This is a genomic window from Kitasatospora sp. NPDC001095, from assembly GCF_053598615.1.
Genome location: NZ_JBSFKQ010000029.1, coordinates 46,966 through 63,632 on the forward strand (window position 1 = coordinate 46,966; position 16,667 = coordinate 63,632).

General features: G+C 74.1%; 14 protein-coding genes and 1 pseudogene. 10 read left to right on the plus strand and 5 right to left on the minus strand.

The window, feature by feature from the left end; genetic code table 11:
• Positions 1 to 362: 362 nt before the first annotated feature.
• Positions 363 to 1,856 carry an SDR family oxidoreductase gene (locus ACWDBB_RS22940; RefSeq protein ID WP_449791378.1) on the plus strand — a complete coding sequence of 498 codons (1,494 nt, stop codon included), beginning with the start codon at positions 363 to 365 and terminating at the stop codon, positions 1,854 to 1,856.
• A 273-nt stretch (positions 1,857 to 2,129) separates the two neighbouring features.
• On the opposite strand, the gene ACWDBB_RS22945 is transcribed toward ACWDBB_RS22940, so the two are convergent.
• Positions 2,130 to 3,401 (minus strand): alpha/beta hydrolase, encoded by a 1,272-nt coding sequence (locus tag ACWDBB_RS22945; protein WP_449791379.1) that lies wholly within the window; start codon positions 3,399 to 3,401, stop codon positions 2,130 to 2,132.
• A gap of 102 nt (positions 3,402 to 3,503) precedes the next feature.
• Here ACWDBB_RS22945 and ACWDBB_RS22950 point away from each other — a divergent pair, with 102 nt between their 5' ends.
• Positions 3,504 to 3,962, plus strand: a complete 459-nt coding sequence (locus ACWDBB_RS22950) for a MarR family winged helix-turn-helix transcriptional regulator (RefSeq protein WP_449791380.1) — start codon at positions 3,504 to 3,506, stop codon at positions 3,960 to 3,962.
• A 129-nt stretch (positions 3,963 to 4,091) separates the two neighbouring features.
• Here the strand turns inward: ACWDBB_RS22950 and ACWDBB_RS22955 are convergent, their stop codons facing one another.
• The 3 genes from ACWDBB_RS22955 to ACWDBB_RS22965 form a co-directional block, all read right to left on the minus strand.
• Positions 4,092 to 4,571, minus strand: coding sequence for a DUF5709 domain-containing protein (locus ACWDBB_RS22955; RefSeq protein ID WP_449791381.1), 480 nt, complete (start codon positions 4,569 to 4,571; stop codon positions 4,092 to 4,094).
• Between the two features lie 43 nt (positions 4,572 to 4,614).
• Positions 4,615 to 4,827 carry a hypothetical protein gene (locus ACWDBB_RS22960; protein ID WP_449791382.1) on the minus strand — a complete coding sequence of 71 codons (213 nt, stop codon included), beginning with the start codon at positions 4,825 to 4,827 and terminating at the stop codon, positions 4,615 to 4,617.
• Between the two features lie 153 nt (positions 4,828 to 4,980).
• Positions 4,981 to 5,928: an SDR family NAD(P)-dependent oxidoreductase gene (locus tag ACWDBB_RS22965; protein WP_449791383.1), complete on the minus strand. Its 948-nt coding sequence runs from the start codon at positions 5,926 to 5,928 to the stop codon at positions 4,981 to 4,983.
• Positions 5,929 to 6,344: 416 nt separating this feature from the next.
• Here ACWDBB_RS22965 and ACWDBB_RS22970 point away from each other — a divergent pair.
• The 8 genes and pseudogenes from ACWDBB_RS22970 to ACWDBB_RS23005 all read left to right on the plus strand — a co-directional run.
• Positions 6,345 to 6,563, plus strand: a pseudogene (locus ACWDBB_RS22970) (hypothetical protein); the annotation flags it as partial.
• Positions 6,564 to 7,200: 637 nt separating this feature from the next.
• Positions 7,201 to 8,385, plus strand: coding sequence for an alcohol dehydrogenase catalytic domain-containing protein (locus ACWDBB_RS22975; protein WP_449791384.1), 1,185 nt, complete (start codon positions 7,201 to 7,203; stop codon positions 8,383 to 8,385).
• Between the two features lie 66 nt (positions 8,386 to 8,451).
• The gene (locus tag ACWDBB_RS22980; protein ID WP_449791385.1) at positions 8,452 to 9,456 is read left to right on the plus strand and encodes an SDR family NAD(P)-dependent oxidoreductase; all 1,005 of its coding nucleotides are present in this window, start codon (positions 8,452 to 8,454) and stop codon (positions 9,454 to 9,456) included.
• 167 nt (positions 9,457 to 9,623) lie between these two features.
• Positions 9,624 to 9,884 carry a hypothetical protein gene (locus tag ACWDBB_RS22985; RefSeq protein WP_449791386.1) on the plus strand — a complete coding sequence of 87 codons (261 nt, stop codon included), beginning with the start codon at positions 9,624 to 9,626 and terminating at the stop codon, positions 9,882 to 9,884.
• A gap of 280 nt (positions 9,885 to 10,164) precedes the next feature.
• Complete coding sequence (locus ACWDBB_RS22990; protein WP_449791387.1) at positions 10,165 to 11,100, plus strand: SigB/SigF/SigG family RNA polymerase sigma factor; 936 nt, start codon at positions 10,165 to 10,167, stop codon at positions 11,098 to 11,100.
• 181 nt (positions 11,101 to 11,281) lie between these two features.
• Entirely contained in the window at positions 11,282 to 11,746 is a 465-nt protein-coding gene (locus tag ACWDBB_RS22995) for an SRPBCC family protein (protein WP_449791388.1), read from the plus strand.
• On the plus strand, positions 11,743 to 13,374 hold the full coding sequence (locus ACWDBB_RS23000) for a phytoene desaturase family protein (protein ID WP_449791389.1): 1,632 nt from the start codon (positions 11,743 to 11,745) through the stop codon (positions 13,372 to 13,374). Before ACWDBB_RS22995 ends, ACWDBB_RS23000 begins: the two co-directional genes overlap by 4 nt.
• 300 nt (positions 13,375 to 13,674) lie before the next feature.
• Positions 13,675 to 15,894: a catalase gene (locus ACWDBB_RS23005; protein ID WP_449791390.1), complete on the plus strand. Its 2,220-nt coding sequence runs from the start codon at positions 13,675 to 13,677 to the stop codon at positions 15,892 to 15,894.
• 71 nt (positions 15,895 to 15,965) lie between these two features.
• Here ACWDBB_RS23005 and ACWDBB_RS23010 read toward each other — a convergent pair whose 3' ends face one another.
• Complete coding sequence (locus ACWDBB_RS23010) at positions 15,966 to 16,562, minus strand: CinA family protein (RefSeq protein WP_449791391.1); 597 nt, start codon at positions 16,560 to 16,562, stop codon at positions 15,966 to 15,968.
• Positions 16,563 to 16,667 lie beyond the last annotated feature (105 nt).

Sequence of the window (16,667 nt, forward strand, 5' to 3'; positions counted from 1 at the left end):
GAAACGCCGGTGCCGGCGCCTGCCCGGTCCTGAGGCCGTCGCGCGACCGCGACGAGTCCCGTCGTCCCGTCGGCGTTCTCGGCGGCGTGGGTCCGGGCCGTCCGCAGCGTGGTGATCAGCGCTGGCGGCCCTGTCGGAGTCCCCCGCGCCCTTGCGTGCCCGGTGGCAGCGCCGCCCGGGTCCTCGGCCGAGGCCACGCCACGCCGTGGCCTCGGCCGCCGAGTCCTTGACGCCCGCCACGGCACGCTTCGGCGGTGCCGGCCGGGTCGCGGGCTCCGAAGAGGACGGGTGATCCTGATCCTGTTGCTCCGGTCCACTACAGGACCCGGCGGGCCGGGCCGGCCTTCGGACGAGGAGTCGAGATGGACACAGAGCGGGCCGTGGCGAGGCACTGCCTGGTGACCGGTGCGAGCGGCTACATCGGCGGCCGCCTGGTGCCCGAGCTGCTCGCCCGGGGACACCGCGTCCGCTGCCTGGTGCGCAACCCCGCCCGGCTGCGGGACCAGCCGTGGCGGGCGGACGTCGACATCGCCCCCGGCGACGTGAGCCGGCCCGAGACCCTCGCAGCGGCCTTCGACGGCGTCGACGTGGCCTACTACCTGGTGCACTCCCTCGGCACCGGACCGGCCTTCGAGGCCACCGACCGGGCGGCGGCCCGTGCGTTCGGAGCCGCCGCCGCGGCCGCGGGCGTCACCCGGATGGTCTACCTGGGCGGTCTCGTCCCCGCCGGGGTGCCCGAAGCGGACCTCTCGCCCCATCTGCGGTCCCGCGCCGAGGTCGGTCGGATCCTGCGCGGCAGCGGTGTGCCCACGGCCGAACTGCGTGCGGCCGTGATCATCGGCTCCGGCAGCGCCTCGTTCGAGATGCTCCGACACCTCACCGAACGCCTGCCCGTGATGGTCACGCCGCGGTGGGTCTCCACCCGGATCCAGCCGATCGCCGTCCGGGACGTCCTGCGCTACCTGGCCGGCGCCGCCGGTCTGCCACCCGGAGTGAACCGCACCTTCGACATCGGCGGCCCCGACGTCCTGACGTACGCGCAGATGATGCACCGCTACGCTCGGCTCGCCGGACTGCGACGGCGTCTCATCGTCCCCGTGCCGGTCCTCACCCCCCGCCTCTCCAGCCACTGGGTCGGCCTCGTGACCCCGGTGCCGAACTCCATTGCCCGTCCGCTCGTCGAGTCCCTGCGCCATGAGGTCGTCTGCGGCGAACACGACATCGCCCGGTGGGTGCCCGACCCGCCGGAGGGCCTGACCGGTTTCGACCGGGCCGTGGCCCTCGCCCTGCGCCGGATCAAGGACGCCGACGTCGCCACCCGCTGGTCCTCGGCCTCCCTGCCCGGCGCCCCCAGCGACCCGCTGCCCACCGACCCCGACTGGGCCGGCGGCAGCCTCTACCAGGACCTCCGGGAACGCACCGTGACCGCGTCACCCGCCGCCGTCTGGCGGGTGATCGAAGGCATCGGCGGCGACAACGGGTGGTACTCCTTCCCGCTCGCCTGGGCCCTGCGCGGCTGGCTCGACCGGCTGGCCGGCGGCGTCGGCCTGCGCCGGGGCCGGCGCGACCCCGCCCGGCTGCGGGTCGGCGACTCGCTCGACTTCTGGCGGGTCGAGGAGATCCAGCCGGGCCGGCTGCTCCGGCTGCGCGCCGAGATGCGGCTGCCCGGCCTGGCCTGGCTCGAACTGTCCGTCACACCGGACGGTGAGCACCGCACGCGCTACCGCCAGCGGGCGCTCTTCCACCCGCACGGCCTGGCCGGCCACGCCTACTGGTGGTCGGTCGCGCCGTTCCACACGGTGGTGTTCGGAGGAATGGCCCGCAACATCACCGAACGCGCCCGCCAGGAGCCGTGACACCGCCCGGACCACCCGGTCACGCCGGACCCGCCGTCGAGGCCGACCACCATCGCACGGTCCCGCGCGGCGGGGCGGTGGCCGCCGGGTGATCCGGTCGAACAGGTCCGTCAGCGCCTCGCTGACGTCCCGGCCGAACTCGGAGAGCCGTAGGCGACCCGGGGCGGCGTCGTCGGCCCCGCCTTCCGCCGGACCAGGCCGTCCCGGGCCCACGCGGTCCTCCCGCCCGGCGGTGGCCGGCTCTCGCGGGCCGGCTCCCAGGGGGACCGGGCGTCAGCTCCGGGGGCGCCGGGCGAGCCGGACGTCGGTGAGCGCGGTCGGGGCGCCGCCGAGCCACCAGGTGGGGTCGGCACTGCCGTCGGTGGTGCGGCCGTCGCGGTGGACGTAGTGGCGCACATCCCGCCCGGGCTCGGCGAACTCGCCGGCGAGGGCCCGCTGCAGCCACTCCGCGCCGAACCGGAAGACCTCGGCGGCCACGCCCCCGAGCGGGTGGAACTCGTCCTCGTAGACCCGCAGTTCCTTCGGCGCCCGGACGCGCTCGAAGCTCTCCAGCGCCTGGCCGAGGTCGGTGAGCTCGTCGAACTCGCCGATCCCGTAGAGCACCGGGCAGGTGATGTCGGCCACCAGGTCGCCCAGTGGCATCCGGTGGGCCAGGTCGCGGTCGAAGGCCGCTTCGTCGGTGTACCCGGCCATGTACATGTAGTTGTTCTTGAAGGTCGGCTGGGCGCGCTCGAAGATGGTCGCGAAGTCGCCGGTGACGGCCTCGAAGGCGGCGAGCGCGGCCAGGCGTCCGTCGACGGCGGCGGCCCGGGATCCCCAGTAGCCGCTCATCGAGATGCCGAACATGCCGATCCGCTCGGAGTCGACCTCCGGGAGCGCGGCCAGGTGGTCGAGGTAACGGCCTATCGCCCGCTCGTAGTTGCCGAGGTCGACGGTCAGTCCGCCGGCGCGGCTCTCGCCCTGGCCGGGCCCCTCGATGGAGAGCGCGACCATGCCGCGCGAGGTGTAGTAGCGTTCGGCGGCCCAGATGTAGTCCTCCTTGATCATGTCCATCCCGGGGCCGAGGATGACGGCCGGCGCGTTCTCGACCGGCCGGGCCGGCAGGTGCAGCAGGGCGTGGATCCGCGAGCCCTCGAAGTCCAGCTCCACCCGCCGCACCCGGCCGTCGCGCAGTGCGCCCAGGCGCTCCACGCAGTGGTTGGCGCGCGCACGCATGGCCGTCTTGCGCGGGTCCGCGGCGTCGAAGATCGAGTACTGGGCCCGGCCCCACATCACCGCCGCCCTCAGGTAGAGGTCGGCGGCGGTCTGGGCGAAGCCGCCGCGCTCGTGGTGGGCGGCACGCTCCTCGGTCTGACCGGCCACCGTCGCCCACGCCTTGGGCAGCATCGCACCGCTCCTGACCAGCGCGAAGACCTTGGCGAAGTCGGTGTGGTCGTGGCCCAGCTGCTCCATGGTCCCGACGGCCTCGGGGTGCAGCGCGTCGAAGCCGCCCTGGGCGAGGGCGGTGTCCAGGGCCCAGCTCTGGCCGGTCGATCGGATGGTCATGGGTCTCCTCCTGGGGTCCATTTGTTTAAGTACTTAATGAGTAAGTACTTAGTCATTAAGTACTTAAGTTAGGCTGGTTGTCAACCCGACGAAAGGACCACCATGAGCAGCACACCGCCCACCGAGGACCGTGCCGAAGCACTCGACCGCCTGGCCCGCGCCGCCTACCGCCTCAGCGCCGCCGACGCCCGGCTGCGCGGGCGCGCCACCCGAACCCCGGGCGCACTCTCCCTCACCCACGCCCGGGCCCTGCGCGTCCTGGCCGAGCAGGGCCCCCTCACCATCGGCGGGCTCGCCGCCGGCACCGAGACCACCGGCGCCGCCACCACCCAGCTGGTCAACGGCCTCGTCGCGGCCGGCTACGTCACCCGCACCCGCCAGCCCGAGGACAAGCGCTCCGTCCTGGTCGCCCTCACCGACGCCGGCCGGGCCCGGCACGGCCAGCGCCAGAAGGTGCTGACCGAGGCCCTGCACGCCGATCTGGACGACTACGACGACGTCGCCCTCGACCAGGCCACCGAAGTGCTCCAGCGGCTGTCCGCCGTCTACGACCGGCTCTGAGTCCACCGGGCCCGCCATCGCACCCGGGGCGTCAAGTCCTCCGTCGGCGGACGAGGTTGACGGGGCCTCGCGGGCGCCTGCGGGCACCGCCGGCCCGGCGCCGTGCCGCGGGCCCGACGGCACCGGGTGCTACCGGGCGGTCTCTTCCTGCCCGTCCGGGACGACGTGCACCGCGGCTTCCTCCGCGCCCGCGGCGCCGCCGTCGACGCCGACGTCGGACGCGGGGAGGCCCTTCTCCGTGTCGGGGCGGGTGCCCTCGTCGGGGGCCACCAGCCGCCCGGCGCGGCGGGTCCCGGTGGCCCGGGGGTCGACCGGCTCGCCCTCTCCGTCGGGCAGGTCGCCGATTCCGTCGTCCTCGTCGGGCCGGACGTCGGGCTCCTCCTGGGCGAGGCGTTCGTCCAGCGTCTCGCCGTCTCGCTGCTCGGCGGCCGTCACCCCCACCTTGCCGACGCCCAGCGGTTTCTCCGGCGGCGAGTAGCCCTCGTCGAGCAGGTCGTCGTAGTCGCGCTCGTCCACCGCGTCGTCCATGTCCAGGGGCGCGGCGTCCGCCTGCTCCTCCATGTTCCCGGTCGGCTGGTAGACGTCGTCCCCCCTGGCTTGGTCGCTCATGTCCCCGCCTCTCCGTTGTCCGGCGCGCCTTCGCGCGCCGGCCTCAGCTCTCGCTCGGCTGTTCGGTCTTCCCCTCGGTCCCCTCGGCCGTCTCCTGCCGGTCGAGGTGCCGGCTTCTGCCCGGTTCGACGGTGGTGGCGTTGCCGTCCTCGCCGTCGTCCTGTGCACCGTCGCCGCCGGGCGGGTGGATCGGGTGCTTCTGGTCGGTGTCGTCGAGCGGAACACCACCGGCTCCGCCCTGCGGGATGTCCTCCACGGCTCCTCCTCGTTCTGCTCGAGTACGGGCGGTCCCGGACCGCGCCTCCGCGCGTGTACCCGGCCGACCTCGGCGAAACCACCTGGACCCGGCGGCGCGGAGCGGCCCTCGCCCGTGGCGGCGAGTCGTCCGCGGGGTTGACCAGCCGGGCGGCTACCCGGCGAACGACGGATCGGTGCCGGTCAGTTCGCGGCTGGCCGCCCACAGCCGGGCGGCGGTGGCGGTGTCCTTGAGGTGGTCCCAGACGGGTTCGGTTCGCGGGGTGCCGCGCAGTCCGAATGCCCGGGGGCTCCACATCCGGCCGCCGCGAACGCCCGGGTCGAGCACGGCCCGGACGGCGGGCCACGCGGCGGCGTCCTTGCCCTGCACGACGAGGCCGAGCGGCAGGTGGCGCAGCCGTTCGCCGGCGGTGCGGACGTGGAGGGGCGGGCGCGAGGGGGTGAGGGCGTCGAGCGCGCCGCCGGGGTGGACGAGGACGCTCAGCGTGCTGCTGCGGGCGGCGCGCAGGTGGCGGTCGAGTTCGAGGGCGAAGAGCATCTGGGCGAGCTTGGAGCGCGCGTAGGTGCGCTTGGGCCGGTAGTCGCGGGTGCTCTGGAGGTCGTCGAGGTCCAGGCGCTCGGACTTGGCGGCGAAGCTGCCGGTGGTGACGACCCGGCTGCCGGCAGTGGCCGCGAGCAGGGGCGCCAGGTGGTGGGTCAGCGCGAAGTGGCCGAGGTGGTTGGTGGCGAGCATCAGCTCGTGCCCGTCGGCGCTCTCGCGGCGCGGCGGGTGGTCGAGCGCCACGCCGGCGTTGTGGACCACGGCGTCGAGCCGGTCCGGCCCGAGCGCGTCCACGGATGCGCGGAGCGAGCCGAGGTCGGCCAGGTCCAGGGGCAGGTGCCGCACGTCGGCGCCGGGGACGCGCGAGCCGATGGACGCGATCGCCGCCCGCGCCCTCGCCGGGTCGCGGCTGCCCAGCACGACCGTGGCCCCGGTGGCGGCGAGCTGCTCGGCGACGAAGTACCCGATGCCCGCGTTTCCGCCGGTGACCAGGAAGCGCCGCCCCTCGGCGCGGGGCAGCCGGTGGACGTTCCACGGACGGGTCTCGGATACGGAGGGCATGGCGTGCTCCCGGTGGTTCGGCGTCGTTCGGTTCGGCGCGGTGCGGTTCGCGCGGTCCGTACGCTCCCAGGCGCCGCTCACAACTCACCGGCAGTCGGCTGTCCCCGCGCTGACAGCGGGTCGGCCCGCCGCCCGGGTTCGACGGCCCGCTCGGACGATGACGTCGCTCCGGGGCTGCGGAACCCGCCGAGGGCGGTCGCCTGGCCGTGCCCCGAAGCGTCGCCGGCATGACACCGGCCGAGGGACTCGGGTTCCGCCTCCGCTCCGACGAGGAACGGGCCGCTCGCGTGTGGACCCGTCCGCCGCAGGGCCGCCGTACCGGGATTGCGTCCGTGGCGTCGGGTAGGCGCACGGGTGCGCCCGAGAGGACCGGCACCGGCCGGGCCCGTCAGGGGCGTGGAAGGAGCGCCGGAACCATGGGCGAGGAGACCGGTCACATCACCGGAACCAAGGACAAGGACTACAACCTGATCTGGTACGTCGAGGCGTGCCTCAAGAACGCGCTGCGACTGGAGAGCTACCTGCGGGACGCCGAACGCGACGGCGACGACGAGGTGGTGGAGCTCTTCCGCAAGGCGCAGGCGGACAGCCGCAAGGGTGCCGAGCTGGGCAAGGAGCTGCTCGCGGCCCGCCTGGCCCCGGCGGGGGCCCGCGGTGACTCGGACCGCGTCGCCGCCGCGGGCACTCCGGTGCGCACCGCCGGGGACGCACTCGGGGGTGCCGGCGGGAACGCCGGCGACCTCCCGGCCGACGGAGGGAGCCGGACCGGTGACACACCGGCGTCCGAGAGCCGTGCGGGTGATCTGCCGCAGGACCCGACGACCCCGTAGGCATCGCGGACGGTGCAGGGCGGGCTGCCGTGGTGGCCCGGCCTTCCGTACCCGTCGCCGTGCCCGGGGTGCAGGGCGGGCGCCGCCGCCCGGCCGGGCGAACCCCGTCCGGCCTCGGCCGGTCGTCCAGGAGCGGCAGCCCGGTCCGCGGCGTCGGTCCGGGGCCTCGCGGACCGAGCCCCGGAGCCTGCCCGACCGTCTGCCCGACCCCCGCTTCGGCCGCGAAGCCACCCGCCGGGCCCGTACGCCGTTTCCCCGGCCGGGGACCGGGCAGCCGCCGGTGGACGGCGGCGCGGGACGTGGGCGCCTGATCCGTTGGGGCGCCGAGCCCGGTGCCCTCGGCGCCCACCCTGCTTCCCGTCGGAGCAGCCGCGGCCGTCCCCGGGCCCCGCGTCGGCGACCCGGGCGCCCGTCCGGAACAAGAGCAAGGCGAGGTGACGTGATGAAGGCCCTGACCTGGCACGGCAAACGGGATGTGCGCATCGACACGGTGCCGGACCCGGTGGTGGAGGACCCGACCGACGTGGTCGTGGAAGTGACCTCCAGCGGCCTGTGCGGTTCCGATCTGCACCTGTACGAGGTGCTGGGACCGTTCCTGGAGGAGGGCGACATCCTCGGACACGAACCCATGGGCATCGTGCGCGACACCGGCCGCGAGGTCACGGCGCTCGCACCGGGAGACCGGGTCGTCGTCCCCTTCAACGTGTCCTGCGGCACCTGCTTCACCTGCCGACAGGGCCTGCACTCCCAGTGCGAGACGACCCAGGTCCGTGAATTCGGCACCGGCGCAGCGCTGTTCGGCTACACGAAGCTCTACGGTCGGGTCCCGGGAGGACAGGCCGAGCTGCTCCGGGTGCCGTTCGGCAACACCTTGCCGATCAAGGTGCCCGACGGGCCGCCGGACGACCGCTTCGTGTTCCTCTCCGACGTCCTCCCCACCGCGTGGCAGGCCGTGAAGTACGCCGACGTCCCCGAGGGCGGCAGCCTCGTCGTCCTCGGACTCGGACCGATCGGCGACATGTCCGCGCGGATCGCCGCCCACCTCGGCGTGTCCCGGGTGATCGGCGTCGACCTGGTGCCGGAACGCCTGGAACGCGCCCGCGCCCACGGGGTCACCGCGCTCGACCTCGAGGAGCACGGCAAGGACCTCGCCGACGTCATCCGCGACCTCACCGACGGCCGCGGCCCCCACGCGGTGATCGACGCCGTCGGCATGGAAGCGCACGGCTCGCCCGCGGCCGCACTCGCCCAGCGGATGACCACGCTGCTCCCCAACCGGCTCGCCGCCTCCCTCATGGAGCACGTCGGCGTCGACCGCCTGCACGCACTGCACCTGGCGATCGACATCGTCCGGCGTGGCGGCACCATCTCCCTGTCCGGCGTCTACGGCGGCATGACCGACCCGCTGCCGCTGCTGACGATGTTCGACAAACAGATCCAACTGCGCATGGGCCAGGCCAACGTCCACCGTTGGGTGCCCGACATCCTCCCGCTGCTCCTGGACGGCGATCCGCTCGGCGTCGACGGCTTCGCCAGCCACCACCTGCCGCTGACGGAGGCGCCGCGCGCCTACGAGATGTTCCAGCAGAAGCAGGACGGCGCGGTGAAGGTGCTCTTCCGGCCCTGACGAGCCAGGACCGGGCCCGACGGCGTCCCGAAGACGCCACGCTCGCGAACCCGGAAGGAGTTCCCCGTGGAGTACCGCCGACACGAGCACCACCGCCCGCCGGACCGAGGACGTGGCGGCGCCAGGACGGCCCGCACCGCCGACCGCACCGCCGTCGTCACCGGCGCGTCCCGGGGCCTGGGCCTGCTCATCGCGCGCGAACTGGTCCGCCGTGGCTGCCGGGTCATGCTCTGCGCCCGCGACCCGGCCGAACTGGCCCGGGCCGAACGGTACCTGCGCGACGAGGGAGCCGCCGTCGCCGCCTGTGCCTGCGACCTGAACGACTCCGATGCGCCCCGGCGCCTCCTGGCCGCCACGCACGAACGCTTCGGGCCGGTCGAGATCCTCGTCAACAACGCCGGTGTCATCCAGGTCGGCCCCTTCCAGGCCCTGCGCGAGGAGGACTTCCGCGAGGCCATGGAGACCATGCTGTTCGCCCCGCTGCGTCTGACGACCGCCGCGCTGCCCGACCTGCGGGCCCACGAGGGGACGCTGGTGAACGTCACCTCGGTCGGTGGCCGCGTCCCGGCTCCGCACCTGTTGCCGTACGTGGCCGCGAAGTTCGCCGCCACCGGGCTCTCCCAGGGCCTTCGGGCCGAGCTGGCGGCCGACGGTGTGCGGGTGACCACCGTGATCCCGGGCCTGATGCGGACGGGCTCGCACACGGCAGCCCGGTTCCACGGTCGCCCCGGGGCCGAGTACTCCTGGTTCGCCGCCGCGGCCGGCCTGCCGCTGCTGTCGATGGACGCCGAGCGCGCCGCCCGAGCGATCGTGCGCGCGGCCGACCGCGGCCGACCGGAACTCGTCCTCACCCCGGCGGCCAAGATCGGTGCCCGCGTGCAGGGCCTGGCTCCGGCGACGACCGCCCGACTGATGGGTCTGGTCGCCCGCCTCCTCCCCGGCCCCGGCGCCGATCCGGCGCACGGGGTGGTCGGCAGCCGAGCCGCCGGATCCGCTCGGCTCCCGGCCTGGGTCACCGTACTCGGCGACCGGGCCGGACGGCGGTTCAACGAGCCGCGACCCGACCGGTGACCCCGCCCGCCGGCAATGCGCGACCCTGATGCCTCGGCGGTGAGTCGCCGGTGAGGACGCGGGTCCGCTTCCGCCGTCCACAGCGTGGAGCCCCAGCCCTCCGAAAGGGGGCGTAGCCGGGCTCGGGCACCGCGCGCCGAGCCCGTGACACGCGCACGCGCATCCGGGTGACACGCGGTCCCTACGACTTCCGCCCCCAGCGCTTCCTCGACGCACCACCGGATCCGCAGCATCTGATCCCGCAGGGCGGCGGCGACGCGGCCACCGGCCACCGCTGCCCGGGCGAGGAGGTCGTGGTCGCCCTGCAGGAACTCCTCGCGCCGCGGCTGGCACGGCTCGACTACACGGTGCCCGACCAGGACCCCACCATCGCGCTCAGCCGCGTGATCGCCCGGCCCCGCAGCGGCTTCGTCGTCGACCTGGCCTGAGGTCCCGGGCGCACCGGCGCCGGCCGGCGTGTTCGTTCCGGAGCGGTGGTGCGAGTGCGTGCACTCGGGATGAAATGCAACAAGACAGGCTAAACGTGAATTCAATGTCGTATGTCGGGTACAACCCTCCTGTGGCGACCGTGTCGACGGTCCGGTCGTCCCGCACCCCGGTTGGGGTGCACCGGGACCGCGCTTGAAGAAGCCAGGCACAGGTCCTGGGGGAAGAGGCCCGGGGCGCACGAGGTGCGGCTCCAGCACACGTCGCCGGGCGTTCACCCCGATGCCCAGGAGCGATCACGTGTCCATCCACCTGGAAACCACCGACAGGGAAACCACCGACAGGGAAGCCGTGCCCGCGGGGCTGCCGGCGGACCTGCCGGGACGGCCGACGGCGGCCGCACTGCGCCGCATGGGGAAGTCCGAGGCCAGGGAGCTGAGCGACGCCCTGTTCGAGCGGCTGGCCGGGCTGGCCCGGGAGAGCCACGCCTACAGCTACGTCCGCGGCACGATCATCGAGCTGAACATGCCGCTGGTGCGTTTCATCGCGGCCCGGTTCCGGCACCGCGCCGAGGACATGGAGGACATCCTCCAGGTCGGCACGATCGGTCTGATCAAGGCCGTCGACGGCTACGACCCGCGGCGCGGCGTCGAGTTCGTCACCTACGCCATCCCCACCATCGCCGGCGAGATCAAGCGGTTCTTCCGTGACACCTCGTGGCCGGTGCGGGTGCCGCGCAGCATGCAGGAGCTCTATCTGTCCGTCACCCGCGGCTCGGACCGGCTCGAGCAGGAACTCGGCCGCCTCCCGCAGCCCGGGGAGATCGCGGAGGATCTCCACCTCACCGTGGAACAGGCCACCGAGGGCCTGATGGCGGGCCGGGTCTGCCGCCCGAACTCGTTGGACGCGCTGCGTGACGGGGACACCGACGAGGCCGGCAGTGCCCTGCTGGACCGCCTCGGCGGCTGTGATCCCGGTATCGAGCTCGTGGACTTCCGTATCGCGGTGCGGCCGCTGCTGGCCCGGTTGCCCGAACGCGAGCAGACCGTCCTGAAGCTGCGGTTCTGGGACGGTTGGACGCAGTCCCGGATCGCGGAGCGGATCGGGGTCTCCCAGATGCACGTCTCGCGGCTGCTCAGCGCCACGCTGGCCTGGCTGCGGGAGGAGCTGGAGGACCGCGGCGCCCCCGGGTGGGCGGACGAGCCCGAGGAGGGCTGAGGCCCCGGAGGTGGCCCACGCGCAGTGGCGTGGGCCACCTCGCCTCACCGGACGCCGGGTCCGCGGGTTAGAGGGCGCGCCGTCCGGGCACCCGCCCCGGACGAAGCAGGGGGCGGACCGCGAAGACAGGAGAAGACCCGGGAGCGGCTGGGCCGCCACCGACGACGAAGCGGAGAACACGATGGCCGTCCGTCATGTCCTGATCGACCGACCGCCCGGGGACGTGTGGAAGGTGCTGGCCGACCCGCGCTGCTACGCCCGGTGGGTCCCGGGCACCTCCCACACCGAACCGGCCGACGGCAGCTGGCCCCGGACAGGCGCCCGCCTGCGCTACACCGTCAGGGCCGGCCCCTGGCACCTGAAGGGGCACACCGTCGTGCGCCGCTGCGAGGAGCCGGAGCGCCTGGAACTGGAAGCCGTCGCCGGCCGCCTGGGCACCGCGCGCATCGCCCTCGAACTGCTGGCCTGGGGCGGCGGCACCCTCGTCATCGTCGACGAACACCCCTTGCAGGGACCGGGCAGCAGCCTGCACACCGCCCCGTCCGAGGCACTGCTGCACCTGCGCCACCGCAGCATGCTCTCCCGCCTGGCCGACACCGTCGAGAACGCCGGGCACCGGTCACCGGCACGAGGAGGCGCGGCATGAACGACGCCGTCGTGATCGGTGCCGGACCCAACGGACTGGTCGCCGCGAACGTCCTCGCCGACGCCGGCTGGCAGGTCGAGGTCCTCGAAGCCCAGGACCACCCCGGCGGCGCGGTCCACAGCGACCGCGGCGTGCACCCGGACTACGTCCACGACGTGTTCAGCTCCTTCTACCCGCTGGCCGCGGCCTCCCCCGCCATCCAGGCACTCGCCCTCCAGGACTACGGCCTGACCTTCAGCCGCGCACCCACCGTGCTGGCCCATCCCCTGACGGACGGGCGGTGCGCCCAGCTGCGTCAGGACGCGCAGAAGACGGCCGAGCTGATCGGCCGCGACTTCGGCCCCCACGACGCCCAGGGCTGGCAACGGCTGTCGGAGCTGTGGGAGCGCCTGGACCCGTGGCTGATCCGGGCGATGTTCGCCCCCTTCCCACCGGTGCGCGCCGGGCTCGTGCTGGCCGCCCGGGTGCGGGCTGCCGGTGGCCTGCGCCTGGCACGGTTCGCGACCCTGCCGGTGCGCCGCCTCGCCGAGGAGGAGTTCGACACCCAGGGCCCCGCGCTGCTGCTGGCCGGCTGCGCCCTGCACGCCGACCTGCTGCCGGAGTCCCCGATCAGCGGCGTGTTCGGCTGGTTGATGGCCATGCTCGGCCAGCAGTACGGCTGGCCCGCTCCGGTCGGCGGCGCCCGCGCGCTCACCGACGCCCTGGTGCGCCGCCTGGAAGCGCACGGCGGACACGTACGGTGCGACGCCCGCGTGGAAGGCGTCCTGGTACGCTCCGGGCAGGCGATCGGCGTGCGCACCGCCGGTGGCGAAACCGTCCGGGCCCGGCATGCCGTACTGGCGGACGTGGCCGCCCCCACCCTGTACGGCGGCCTCGTCGGCTGGGACCGCCTTCCCGCCCAGCTGCGCCGGGACCTGCACCGCTTCCAGTGGGACTTCTCCACCGTGAAGATCGACTGGGCGCTCGACGGCCCCATCCCGTGGAGCTGCCCCGATGCGGCCCGCGCCGGCACGATCCACCTGGGGGCGGACCTGACGGAGCTGAGCGACTACGCGCTCCAGGTCATCACCGGACGCGTCCCCGCCCGGCCGTTCGGACTGCTCGGCCAGATGACCACCACCGACGCCTCGCGCTCGCCCGCGGGCACCGAGTCCGCCTGGATGTACACCCACGTCCCCCAGCGGGTGTCGGCGGACTCCGGCCCGGACGGGCTCACCGGCCGCTGGGACGGGCACGAGAGCGCCGTGTTCGCCCGGCGGATGGAGGCCCAGGTGGAACGGTTCGCCCCCGGCTTCGGCGACCGGGTGGTGAACCGGCGCATCCTCACCCCGCCCGTCCTCCAGGGCCTGGACGAGAACCTGGTCGGCGGCGCCATCAACGGCGGTACCACCGCGCTCCACCAGCAAGCCGTCCTGCGTCCCGTCCCCGGCACCGGACGGCCCGAGACGCCGATCCAGGGCCTCTACCTCGCCTCCTCCTCCGCGCACCCGGGCGGCGGGGTCCACGGCGCCTGCGGCGCCAACGCCGCCCGCGCGGCCCTGCGGGCGCGCCGACCCGCCGTACGCCGGATCGCGGGGCCCGTGCTCACCGCCGCCCAGCGCGCCCTCGCCCGCCCGACAGGGGCCTGATGTCCCGGTCCCGCCGGGATGGCCGGGGTTTCGATGGGGCCCGCCCGTCGGTCCGGGGAGGTCACGCCGTGGAGCATCGGGCAGCGCCCGGGTGAACTGCCGACACGGTGCGAGATGGAACGCCGCACCCGGGGGAGGCTCGTCGGGCGACTGGTGGCACCTTTCGAAGCCGGGGCGCGGTGCTCCCGTCGAGGCGGGGCAGGGGCCGACCATTTCTCGCAGCACCCCGGCGCGTGACGGCGAACCGTGCTCCGGCGCCCCGCCGATCCCGGGCGGGCCGAGTATCCGATCGGAGTACTGATGGACGAGTCCAACCGCGTGCGCAAGACGACCGAACAGCTGCCCGGTGCCCCCGGCCCGCAGGCGCCGCCCGTGGCGGAACCGACCGAGCCGCGTGCGCCGCTGCCGCCGAAGCCCGACCAGCAGGCGCCCGCGGCGGTGTCGGCGACAGGCCGTGCCGCCGGCACGGAGGCCGCGCGGGCCCAGAACGGCGGGTACCTGACCACCGCGCAGGGCGTCCGTCTGCCGGACAGTGACCACTCGCTCAAGGCCGGCCCCCGTGGCCCCGTGTTGCTGCAGGACCATCACCTGCGCGAGAAGATCATGCACTTCGATCACGAGCGGATCCCGGAGCGGGTGGTGCACGCCCGCGGCGCCGCGGCGCACGGCGTCTTCCGCGCGTACGGCACGGCGGCGGACGTGACCAGGGCGGCGTTCCTGGCCGAGGGCGTGGAGACGCCGGTCTTCGTGAGGTTCTCCACCGTACTGGGGTCACGCGGCTCGGCGGACACGGTACGCGACACCCGCGGGTTCGCCACCAAGTTCTACACCGGCCAGGGCGTCTTCGACCTGGTCGGCAACAACATCCCGGTGTTCTTCATCCAGGACGCGATCAAGTTTCCGGACATCATCCACGCCGGCAAGCCGCACCCGGACCGGGAGATCCCGCAGGCGCAGAGCGCGCACGACACGTTCTGGGACTTCGTCTCCCTGCACACCGAGGCCACCCACCACACCCTGTGGAACATGTCCGACCGCGGCATCCCGCGCTCCTACCGGATGATGGAGGGCTTCGGGATCCACACCTTCCGCCTGGTCGACGCCGAGGGCGCGACCACGCTGGTGAAGTTCCACTGGAAGCCGAAGGCGGGCGTGCACTCGCTGGTGTGGGAGGAGGCGCAGCTGATCGGCGGCACGGACCCGGACTTCCACCGTCGGGATCTGGCGGACGCGATCGAGGCTGGGGCGTTCCCGCAGTGGGAGCTCGGCATCCAGACGTTTCCGGACTCGCCGGAGCAGACCTTCGAGGGGATCGACCTGCTCGACCCGACCAAGATCGTTCCCGAGGAGCTCGCCCCGGTCCGGCCGATCGGCCTGATGACGCTCGACGCCAACCCCACCAACTTCTTCGCGGAGACCGAGCAGGTGGCCTTCCACCCCGGCCACCTCGTCCCCGGCATCGACATCACCGACGACCCGCTGCTCTCCGGTCGGCTCTTCTCCTACCTCGACACCCAGATCACGCGACTGGGCGGTCCGAACTTCGCCCAGATCCCGATCAACCGCACCCACGCCCCGGTCAACGACATGCTCCGCGACGGTTTCCACCAGGACGCCGTCCACAGCGGCGTCGCGCCGTACAAGCCGAACTCGCTCGACGGCGGCTGCCCGTTCTTCGCCGGCCCCGCCGACCGCGCCTTCGTGGAGCACCCCACACCGATCGCGGCCGGAGCCAAGGTCCGCGAGGCGCCCGCCTCGTTCGACGATCACTTCAGCCAGCCCCGGCTGTTCTGGCTGAGCCTGAGCCCGGTGGAGCGCGAGCACGTGATCGCCGCCTACACCTTCGAACTGTCCAAGGTCTACGAGCAGGCGATCAAGGAACGCGTGCTGACCGTCCTGGCGCGGATCGACGACGAACTCTGCCGGGAGGTCGCCACCGGCCTCGGCCTGCCGGCACCGACCGCCGCCGCGCCCGCCGACGTCACCCCCAGTCCGGCCCTGTCCCAGCTCGGGCAGCGGTGGCCCGCGACCGGCCGGGTGCTGGGCATCATCGCGGACGGTGGCGGTGACCCCGCCGTGGTCCTCGGAATGCGCGACGCCGCGCGTGCCGCGGGCCTGCTGCCGCTGGTCATCGGTCCCACGGGAGCGCCACTGGCCGACGGCCTCGGCGTGCAGCGGACCTTCGCCGCCGCCCGCTCCGTCGAGTTCGACGCGCTCCTGGTGGCCCACGCTCCCGGGCCGGGGGCGGATGACCGCGGCGCACGGGACGCCAAGTCCGGCGCGGTGGCGGGCGGCCAGCGGACGGTCGACTCCCGGGTCGTCCTGCTGGTGAACGAGGCCTACCGACACGCCAAGCCGATCGCCGGTCTCGCGGACGCCCGCGCCCTGTGGGCCGCGGCGGGGGTCGATCCGCACGCACCGGGCGTGTCCATCGAGACGGACGGCGGGCGGGCCGTCTCGGCGCTGGTGGAGCAACTCGGCACGCATCGTGTCTGGGAGCGCTTCCCCGTGGCAGGTTGAACCCTTGCGGGCCCGCCCGCGCCGGAGACCACCGGTGCGGGCGGGAACTCGGCTGTCACGGGAAGCCGCTGCTACGGCGCTTGCGCGGCGGACGGCCGCGGCGGGGGACGCAGGTGGTCGTGCAGGAGTCGGAGGGCGGCGAGGACGCTCGCGTGCTGGATGTCCTCGCGCCGGTCACGGGGCGGGTCGGGTTCGGCCGTGACGGTGGTGCGGTCGGTGGCGAGGGCGACGTAGACCGTTCCCACCGGGCGGCCGTCCTGCGGGGCAGGGCCGGCGACACCGGTGGTGGCGAGGCCGTAGGTGGCGCCGGTGACGGCTCGGACCTCCTGGGCCATTCGGGCGGCGACCTCGGGATGGACCGCCCCGGTCGCGGCCAGCAGCGAGGCGTCCACGTGCAGGAGGGAGGTCTTGGTCTCGGTGGCGTAGGCGACGACGCCGCCGAGGAAGGTGCGCCCGGCGCCGGGCGCGTCCGCCAGCGCGGTGGCGAGACGACCCGCGGTGAGCGATTCGGCGACCGCGACGGTGTGGCCCGCTGCCGCCAGGGCGCCGGTGATGTGCCGCACCAACGTCCCGGTCGGATCGAGGCCCGCGCGGCCGACCGGGAGCCGGTCCTCACCGTCGGTGGCGGGGGAGTCGGGCTGTCGTCCGGTGCCGGGCCGGGGCGTCATGGGCTCGGCCGTTCAGCTTTCGACGAGGACCGCGGCCTCGACGAGGCCGCCCCGGAGGTGGAAGATGCCGGTGCCTGGGACTGGTCCATGGTGCCGCGTGTGCCC